Source organism: Microbispora bryophytorum, assembly GCF_006874465.1.
Classification (GTDB): Bacteria; Actinomycetota; Actinomycetes; order Streptosporangiales; family Streptosporangiaceae; genus Microbispora; species Microbispora bryophytorum.
Genome location: NZ_VIRL01000045.1, coordinates 1 through 8,888, shown reverse-complemented (window position 1 = coordinate 8,888; position 8,888 = coordinate 1). Strand labels below are relative to the sequence as shown.

At 69.5% G+C, this 8,888-nt stretch carries 9 protein-coding genes; 5 read left to right on the top strand and 4 right to left on the bottom strand.

All coding sequences use genetic code 11. The features are described from left to right. From FLX07_RS35595 to FLX07_RS35585, 3 genes are all read right to left on the bottom strand, one after another. A partial coding sequence (locus tag FLX07_RS35595) for a DUF742 domain-containing protein (RefSeq protein WP_142576351.1) occupies positions 1–373 on the bottom strand: 373 nt, incomplete at its 3' end. A 4-nt stretch (positions 374–377) separates the two neighbouring features. Beyond that, positions 378–806: a roadblock/LC7 domain-containing protein gene (locus FLX07_RS35590; protein WP_142576349.1), complete on the bottom strand. Its 429-nt coding sequence runs from the start codon at positions 804–806 to the stop codon at positions 378–380. Next, on the bottom strand, positions 803–3,604 hold the full coding sequence (locus FLX07_RS35585; protein WP_229689990.1) for a sensor histidine kinase: 2,802 nt from the start codon (positions 3,602–3,604) through the stop codon (positions 803–805). The genes FLX07_RS35590 and FLX07_RS35585 overlap by 4 nt, the downstream gene beginning before the upstream one ends. 404 nt (positions 3,605–4,008) lie before the next feature. Between FLX07_RS35585 and FLX07_RS35580 the strand changes: the two genes are divergently transcribed. From FLX07_RS35580 to FLX07_RS35560, 5 genes are read left to right on the top strand one after another with little or no spacing between them, the layout of a single operon-like run. Then, positions 4,009–4,986 (top strand): ABC transporter substrate-binding protein, encoded by a 978-nt coding sequence (locus tag FLX07_RS35580; protein ID WP_142576347.1) that lies wholly within the window; start codon positions 4,009–4,011, stop codon positions 4,984–4,986. A 19-nt stretch (positions 4,987–5,005) separates the two neighbouring features. Continuing rightward, complete coding sequence (locus tag FLX07_RS35575; protein WP_142576345.1) at positions 5,006–5,779, top strand: ABC transporter permease; 774 nt, start codon at positions 5,006–5,008, stop codon at positions 5,777–5,779. Further along, entirely contained in the window at positions 5,776–6,564 is a 789-nt protein-coding gene (locus FLX07_RS35570; protein WP_142576343.1) for an ABC transporter permease, read from the top strand. The genes FLX07_RS35575 and FLX07_RS35570 overlap by 4 nt, the downstream gene beginning before the upstream one ends. Positions 6,565–6,573: 9 nt before the next feature. Then, a complete protein-coding gene (locus FLX07_RS35565) occupies positions 6,574–7,350 on the top strand; it encodes an ABC transporter ATP-binding protein (protein WP_142576341.1) in 777 nt (258 codons plus the stop codon). Then, on the top strand, positions 7,347–8,351 hold the full coding sequence (locus tag FLX07_RS35560; RefSeq protein ID WP_229689991.1) for a methyltransferase: 1,005 nt from the start codon (positions 7,347–7,349) through the stop codon (positions 8,349–8,351). Before FLX07_RS35565 ends, FLX07_RS35560 begins: the two co-directional genes overlap by 4 nt. Positions 8,352–8,511: 160 nt before the next feature. Here the strand turns inward: FLX07_RS35560 and FLX07_RS35555 are convergent. After that, positions 8,512–8,888, bottom strand: a 377-nt coding sequence (locus tag FLX07_RS35555; protein WP_191049481.1) for a GTP-binding protein, incomplete at its 5' end; no start/stop codon positions are given.

Below are 8,888 nucleotides of genomic sequence, written 5' to 3'. Positions count from 1 at the left end.
CCAACTGCGGCTGATGCACATGCACCAGCCCCTCCGCCGCCATGTCCGCGATCACCACGCGAACCACACCCAGCGGAATCCGCAGCAACGCCGACACCTCGGCCACCGACCGCACCTGACGGCACAGGGAGGCGATGGCCCGAAACTCCGGGGGCCTCGTGGACAGGTCCAAGTGGGTGGTCGTGGCGGAGGAGACCAGCGCCTCCAGCGCGAGTTGCATGCGAGGCGTCGTACGCCCGCCGGTGACGGTGAACGGGCGGACCGGAGACGCGGGCTCCCCGGAGATCGGGGCGCCCGGCTGCCGCGCCCATGGGTCCGCGCCGGGTTCCTGACCCCACGGTTCCGCGCCAGGCGGCTGTCCCCACGGATCCATCCGGTCACCTCCGGGGATACGACACAGATTGGAGCTCGGCGCGGACCGCGGGGGTCAGCACCTGACCCGCCCGCTCCACCAGCAACGTCATCTGATAGGCCACCAGACCCAGATCGGAATCCGCCGCCGCCAGCACCGCCAGACAGGACCCGTCACTGATCGACATGATCAGCAACAACCCCCGCTGCATCTCCACGACCGTCTGCGTCACCGGGCCACCCTCGAACACCCGCGAGGCACCCTGCGTCAGACTGATCAACCCGGCCGCAACCGCCGCCAGCTGATCCGCCCGGTCCTTGGGAAACCCGTGGGAGAACGCCAGGGGCAACCCGTCCGCCGACACCACCACGGTGTGCGCCACACCCGGCACCGAACTCACGAAATCATCGATCAGCCAGTTCAGGCCGCGTGCTCCCTGGCTCAACCCACTCATGCGCCGTCCCCTTTCGCGGTCGGGTAGCCCTCGTCCTCACTCAGTTCGCCCCTGGCCACCGCCCGGCCCTGCCGTACGCCCTGCTGCAGGCTGGCCAGCCGGCTGCGGGCCCGGTCGGGCGACAGGAGCGGCTGCGGCGGGGCGGGCGCCGCCGACGCCGCCGCGGCCGCATCGGCCGAGCCGGGCACCAGGTTGGCCTTCGGCACCCGCTTGGGCAGACCCGAGACGGTCGTGCCGTCCGAGGCGGGCTTCTCGGTGGCTGCCGCCGCGGCCTGCCACCCGGCGTTCAGCGATGGGGCCTCCTGCCAGCCGGAGTCGGTGTCGGCGGCGGGAGTGCGCCGGAACCAGGCGGACTCCACGGAGGCGAAGATCGGCAGGAACTCCTCGGCCGACGGCCCGGACTGAGCCGGTGCCGGTGCCGGTGCCGGTGCCCCGCCCGGACGCATACCGCCCATCGGGACGGGAGCGCCGTGCACCGGCCCGGACATCGACACCGGTCCCGTCGTCGCCGGCATCGCGCCGAACCCCATCGGGACGGGCCCGGTCACCGTCGGCAGAGGCCCGGTCGCCGCTTCGTCCATGCCGGACGACCGGCCGCGTATCCGGGTGAGCGGATCGTGGAGAGCCGGCGCGGCGACCCCGGCGGCCGGCAGCTGCTGACGACCCCAGCCGCCGATTCCTTGCTGCGCCGTCCCCTGCTCGGTCTGCCGCGGGCTCCAGCCGGGGGCGAACGCACTCGAATAGGTCTCCGGCTGATTCGCCGGATGGCCCATGATGGACTCCGGCAGCAGGACCATGGCCGTCAGTCCGCCTCCGTCGTGCGGCCTGAGCTGGACCCTGATGCCGTTGCGGGCGGCGAGACGGCCGACCACGAACAGGCCCATGCGGCGGGACACCGACACGTCCACGACCGGCGGATTCGCCAGCCTCCAGTTCGCCTGCGCGATCTCCTCCGACGTCATGCCGATCCCGGAGTCGGTGACGGAGATCATCACGCCCCCGCCGTCGATCCGGTTGCCCGAGACCACCACGCGGGTGTCGCGGGCGGAGAACGCCAGCGCGTTCTCCACCAGCTCGGCGAGCAGGTGGATGACGTCGTTGACGGCCTGGCCGGCGATCGAGACGTCCGAGGGGAAGTTCAGCATCACCCGTTCGTAGCCCTCGACCTCCGACAGCGAGGCCCGGATGACGTCGGTGATCTCGACGGGCCGGCTCCAGCGGCGTGCGGGCTCCTGCCCGGCGAGAACCAGGAGGTTCTCACTGTTGCGGCGCATGCGGGTCGCCAGGTGGTCGAGCTTGAACAGGTCGCCGAGCCGCTGCTCGTCCTGCTCGCCCTGCTCCAGTCCGTCGATCAGGGCGATCTGACGTTCCACCAGCGTCTGCGTACGCCGCGACAGGTTCACGAACATCGCGTTGACGTTGCTGCGCAGCCGGGCCTCGTCACCCGCCAGCCGGATGGCCTCACGGTGGACCTCGTCGAAGGCCCGCGCGACCTCGCCGATCTCGTCGGCGGACACCACGCCGATCGGCTGCACCTCGGCCTGCACCGCCGTGCCGCTGTCGGACTCGCGCAGTCGCTGCACCAGGCTGGGCAGGCGATGCCCGGCGACCTCCAGCGCCTCGCTGCGCAGCCGCCGCAGCGGCCGTACCAGAGAGCGCGCCATGACGGCGGTGATGAGCAGGACCAGCAGCAGGACGACGATGACCAACGTGATGCTGACGACGGCCGCGTTCCGGTCGGTGCTCTGCAGGGCGTCGCTCCGGGCGACGATCGACTTGCTCAGGTGGGCGGCCACGTCACGCATGAGGTCGGCCTGCTCGCTGATCGCGTCGAACCAGCGGTCGGCGTCGCCCGCCCTGCCGCCGAGGTTGCGGATGAGCTGCCCGGTGCCGACGAGGTACAGCGCCCGGTCGATGAAGAACCGCGCCCGGTCCACCTTCTGGTCGGTGACCGTGTCGCTGTAGAGCTGCCGCTCGTCGGTGGTGGCCACCGCGGTGAAGGCCGCCAGCTCGCTCTGCTCCCTGGCCGTCGCGCCGGTGAAGGCGTCGAGCTCGGCCCGGTCGAGCCGCTGCTGGGCCAGTCCCATGGCGAGCAGCGCGCGCTGCTCCGAGACCGCCTCCTTGGCCCGGGCGAGCGCCGCGAGCGCCTTGATGCTCGCGTACAGCCCTTCGTCCGGGACTCCCTGACCCGCCGCGTCGTACAGCTTCAGCAGGTCGTCGGTGACGAGCCGGTAATTCTCAATGCCGCGCAGCGGCGGGAGCTGCGACTCCAGCACGATCTTCCGGAACGCGGTCAGGTCCGCAAGCCGGGCCAGGGCCCGCGACAGGTCCTCCCTGCCGAGCCCGCCCAGCGCGTCCCCGCTCGTTCCGGCTCGGGCGCGCACCTGCTGAACGGCGGCGTCCACGGCGTCGTGCTGGTTGTTCACGGTGGCGAGCAGGGCTCTGTCACGACGGCCGCCCGCGACGTACTTGACCGACAGGTCGCGCTCCAGCTGAAGTTCGTGGAGGAGCACTCCGACGTTGCCGACGAGCTCCACGGCCTCGCGCACCCGCTGATACTCGGCGGCGCTGGATATCGAACCCGCCACCCGCAGGCCGCCGAGCAGAACCGCGACGACGGTGGGCAACACGATCAGCGCCACGAGCCGGGTTCGCACCCGCCAGTTCTTCAGCTGAATCGAGTTGCCGGTCGCGGGCCCGTCGGGCGGCCCGCCGTCCACGGAGGACGTGCCGCCGGCGGGCTCGGCGAGCGGTTCGGGCTCGGCGCGGCGACCGCTCTCGATCGTTGCTGTCCTCACTGGCGCAACCTCTCGCGCTGAATCTCTGGGATAAGGCTCCGGGGTCGCTCTATTGCGAGAGCCCGCACATCACCGGGCAATTTGAGCATAAGGCATCGAGATAGACAAAGAGCTTGGGATTTTGGAACGGTCCACAGTTGTGTCCGACCCAAATGGACATGCACAGGACGACGGCGAGCAGGGGGAAGGCAATATCGGACAGGAGATACCCGACGACTCCCCCTCTGGAACCGGTCCAAGCCCTTGGCCGTAATTCAAAATTACGACACAGCTGGTTATTTCACTACAATCGCGACTCAAACACATCGAATCCATACGTCTCCTGTACGCTTCTCGCCCGTTGCCGCCTATACGGGACCAACCCGCGCGGGCGGCCACCTCACCACTCCAGACAAGGAGACTTCATGAGGCTTATAAGGCGTACTCTCGCCGTCGGCGTCGCCGCCGTCCTGGCGCTCACCGCTTGCAGCAATTCCGACACGACGTCCTCCTCGTCCTCCGGCAACGGACTCGAGAAGACGACGCTGAAGGTCGGCACGATCCCGGTGCCGGACAGCGCACCCTTGCAGGTGGCCATCAATCAGGGGTTCTTCAAGGCCGAGGGCCTGGAGGTCCAGCCCGAGGTGGTGGCCGGCGGCGCCGTCGCCACCCAGAAGCTGCTGGGCGGGAGCCTCGACCTGTCGCTCGGCGCGTACGTCGGCACCTTCCTCGCCCAGGACAAGGGTGCGGGGAAGTTCAAGTATGTCGCGGACAGCTACGGCGCCGCCCCCGGCGCTTTCGTCATCATGGTCAAAAAGGACTCCCCGATCAAAACTGTTGCAGACCTCAAGGGGAAGACCATAGCGGTCAATGTTCTCAACAGCGTCAGCCAGCTGACCGCCGAGGTGCAGATGAAGGTGGCCGGGGTGACCGCGACCCCGGACCAGTTCGTGGAGAAGAGTTTCCCCGATATGCCCGCCGCCCTGGAAAACGACCAGGTGGACGCGGCGGCGATGACCGAACCGGTCATCACGGTGGCATCGAAAGCGGGTGGCCGAATCATCGTCGATGAGATGACCGGTCCGACCGAAAGTCTTCCCATCGCCGGCTGGTTCACCACGGACGCCACCGCGAGCAAATACCCCAAGGCGATAGCCGCGTTCCAGCGGGCGCTCGGAAAGGCGCAGGCGATCGTCGCGAAGGACCGCAAGATCGTCGAGGAGACGCTGCCCAAGTACACCAAGATCGACGCCGCCACCGCGGCCGTCATCTCCCTCGGCTCCTACCCGACCTCCCTCAGCGAGTCCCGCCTGCAGCGCGTGGCCGACCTGATGAAGGAGTACGGCTACCTCAAGAACGATCTCGACGTGAAGTCGATGATCCTCCCGCCCCCGGCGAGCTGACAAAGATCCCGCACCTGCCATGGAACACGCACGAGTCCTCCGCGGCGTCGCCGGCGTCGCGGGGTTCCTCGCAGCGGCCGAGATCGTCGGCGCGACCGGCCTGATCGACGACCGCTTCCTGCCCCGTATGTCCACGATCCTCCGCGGCGCGGCGGAACTGCTCGTCGACGGGGAGTTCCTCGCCGACGCGCGTGCTTCGCTCGCCGCCTGGGGGCTCGGACTGCTGCTGACCGTGGCGGTGGCGGTCCCGGCCGGACTCGCGCTCGGGGCCCTGCCGCCCGTGGAGCGGGCCGTACGGCCGCTGATCGAGTTCCTCCGGCCCATCCCGTCGGTCGCCATCATCCCCCTCGCGATCCTGCTGTTCAGCGACAACCTGCACCTGAGGGTGGCCGTCGTCGTCTACGCGGCGTCCTGGCCGATCGTCATCAACACGATCTACGCGCTCAGGGACGTCGACCCGCTCGCCAAGGAGACCCTGCGCAGCTTCGGGTTCGGTCCGGTGTCCGTGCTGCTCCGGGTGGCGCTGCCCAGCGCGGCGCCCTTCATCGCGACCGGGATCCGCGTCGCCGCGGGCACCGCGGTGATCCTCGTGATCAGCGCGGAGCTGCTCGCAGGCGGGGCGGAGGGCGTCGGGATCTACATCACGGAGGCCGCGAGCGGCAACCGGATGGACCTGATGCTCGGCGCGGCCCTGTGGGCCGGCCTGTTCGGCGTCCTGTCCAACACCGCCCTGGTCGCGGTGGAACGCAGGCTGTTCCGCTGGCACGACGCACGCACCGGAGCCGCCCGATGAACGTGATCAGAGCCGTCGGCCGTCTCTGGCTGGTGCCGGTGACGCTCGTGGTCTGGGAGATCGCCACCCGTGCCGCCGAGCAACCGTTCTTCCCTCCTCCGTCGGCGACGCTGGCCCGGATGGGCGAGATGTGGCTGTCGGGCCCGGCGGCCCATCTCCTGCTGACAGAGCAGGCGATGGACGATTTCGGCCCCAGCCTCGCCCGCCTGTTCGCCGGGTGGACGCTGGCCGCGGTCCTCGGCGTGACCGCCGGAATCGCCATCGGCTGTTCACCCCGCCTGTCCGGCTACCTCGACCCGCTGATCCACCTCGGCCGGGCCGTGCCGCCTCCGCTGCTGGTTCCCTTCTTCCTCGCTCTGCTGAAGCTGAGCACGCCGGCGCAGCTCACGACGATCGTGTTCGGAATCATCTGGCCGATCCTCCTCAACACCGTCGACGGCACCCGTACGGTGGACCGGCAACACCTGGAGACCGCACGCATCTTCGGCTTCTCGACGGTGGAGCGGCTCACCAGAGTGATCATTCCCGCCGCGATGCCCAAGATCTTCGCCGGCCTGCGGCTGGCCCTCTCACTGGCCCTGATCCTGCTGATCATCGCGGAGATCCTCGCCGGCTCCGGCGGCCTCGGCTACCGGCTCCTGACGGCGCAGCGCAGCTACCTCTACACCGACATGTGGGGCTGCCTGGTGGTGCTCGGCCTTCTCGGCTATCTGCTCAACTCCGCGTTCCTGCTCTTGGAACGGCGCGTTCTCGCCTGGCACACCAATGCCAGGCAGACCACCTAGGAAGGCATCGTGCTCGAGATCACCGATCTGGTCCACTCCTACGGCTCGCATCGCGTTCTCGACGGGGTGAACATCCGCGCCGCCGAGGGCGAACTCGTCTGTGTCGTGGGCCCATCCGGTTGCGGCAAGTCCACTCTGCTGCGGTCCGTCGCCGGTCTCATCCGTCCCACCGGGGGCCGGGTGCTGATCGGCGGGCAGCCCGTCGACCGTATCCCCGACAACCTGGCCGTCGTCTTCCAGGACTACAGCCGTTCGCTCTACCCCTGGATGACCGCCGCGAACAACGTGGCGCTGCCGCTGCGACGCCGCGGGCTGGACCGGCGGCGCCGCAGGGAGGCGGCGATCGCCGCACTGGACCAGGTCGGCCTGGCCGACGCCGCGGCGAAGTACCCCTGGGAGATGTCCGGCGGCATGCAGCAACGTGTGTCGATCGCCCGCGCCCTCGCCTACCGCCCGTCCCTGCTGCTGATGGACGAGCCCTTCGGCTCGGTGGACGCGCAGACCCGCGAGGACCTCGAAGATTTGGTGCTGCGGGTCTGCGCGCATCACGGCATGACGACCCTGCTGATCACACACGACATCGACGAAAGCGTCTACGTCGGCGACCGGGTGATCGTCCTCACCCGGTCCCCGGCCCGGGTCGCCGCCGACCTGCCGGTCGACCTGGGCGAATCACGCGACCAGATCGCGACCCGGCAGCGCGACGCGTTCGTCCGGCTGCGTGCCGAAGTCGGCCGCCTGGTCCGAGGCGGCTCCCCCACCTCAACTGTTCTGGAGAAGAAGTGATCGACTCCACCGGCCCCGCCTGGGACGCCATCATCGGGCTCTCCCGGTTCGCCGCGCTCGCCGCGATGGCCGAACTGGGCTGCGCCGAACACCTGGCCGCCGGCCCGATGGACGTGGCGGAGCTCGCCAAGGCGTGTGACGCGCACGAGCCCTCCCTGGCGCGCCTGCTGCGGGAACTCGAGGCGCTCGGCGTGGTCCGCGCCGTCGCTCCGGGGACGTACGAGCTGACCGAGGAGGGTCAGACGCTGCGCGACGGGGTTCCCGGCAGCATGCGCTCCGCCCTGCGCATGGCGGCCGAAACCGGTTACTGGTACGCCATGGGCAACCTGGCGCAGACCGTGAAAGAGGGGCGGTCCGCCTTCATCTCGCGATTCGGCCCCTTGTACGGCTATTTCCAGGAGCAACCTGAGGCCGCCCGCCTGTTCAACGAGTACATGGCCATCCGCGCGGCGCCGCTGGAGGCCGCTCTGGCCACCGCCTACGACTTCACCGGCGTGAAGACGTTCGTGGACATCGCCGGGGGGACGGGGCACCTGCTGGCGGCGGTGCTCGACCAGCACCCCGGCATGCGCGGCGTGCTCTTCGACATCGCGCACGTGGTGGAGAACGCCCGGGAGTCCCTCAACGCGCGGGGCCTCGGCGACCGGTGCGAGTTCGAGAGCGGCGACTTCTTCGAGGGCGTGCCCGAGGGCGGGGACCTCTATCTGCTGGCCAGCGTCATCCACAACTGGAGTGACGAGGCGAGCCTGCGCATTCTCACCAACGTACGGAAGGCGGCTCTCCCCCACGGCCGGCTGCTGCTGCTCGAAATGGTGCTGCCGGACGACGGCACGCCGCACATCGGCAAGGACCTCGACATGCGCATGCTCGCGTTGACCGAGGGCGGGATGGAGCGCACGCTGGGCGAACACACCCGGCTGCTCGGCGAGGCCGGTTTCACCCTCTCCCGCGTCCTGCCGCTGCCCGCCGGGGCGAGCCTGATCGAGGCCCTGCCCCGCTGAGCCCCGGCTGCTGAACCCCGGCTGCTGAACCCCGAGCGCCGCGCAGAGGGCCGCCCCCGTCGCCGATCTTCCCGAGCCCCATGGAAAGTCCACGCCTGCGAGGAGTTTCCATGGGGTGGATCAGGCACCGCCCGGGCCACCCGCGGCAGAGCGTGCTCTGTCAGACACGACCTTGGTGGAAATTGGGCCCGGGAACGGAGACCCGCATGGTCAGCGCGTGTTCGACGAGGGCGATCAGGGCGCTCTTGACCGATTCGCGGTCGCGGGCGTCGGTGCGGACGATCGGGACCTGGGGCGACAGCGTCATCGCCTCCCGCACCTCCTCCTCGGCGTGCGGGAACTGCCCGTCGAAGCCGTTGACGCCGACGACGAAGGGCAGACGCGCCTCCTCGAAGTAGTCCACCGCGGGAAAACTGTCGGCCAACCGCCGCGTGTCGACCAGCACCACCGCACCGATCGCCCCCCGCACCAGGTCATCCCACATGAACCAGAACCGATGCTGACCCGGCGTACCGAACAAATACAAAATCAGATCCC

Bases quoted from the DNA above. Each gene is read 5' to 3' on its own strand.
- FLX07_RS35575 (WP_142576345.1), top strand. From the start codon at position 5,006: ATGGAACACGCACGAGTCCTCCGCGGCGTCGCCGGCGTCGCGGGGTTC.
- FLX07_RS35570 (WP_142576343.1), top strand. From the start codon at position 5,776: ATGAACGTGATCAGAGCCGTCGGCCGTCTCTGGCTGGTGCCGGTGACG.
- FLX07_RS35590 (WP_142576349.1), bottom strand. From the start codon at position 806: ATGAGTGGGTTGAGCCAGGGAGCACGCGGCCTGAACTGGCTGATCGAT.
- FLX07_RS35580 (WP_142576347.1), top strand. From the start codon at position 4,009: ATGAGGCTTATAAGGCGTACTCTCGCCGTCGGCGTCGCCGCCGTCCTG.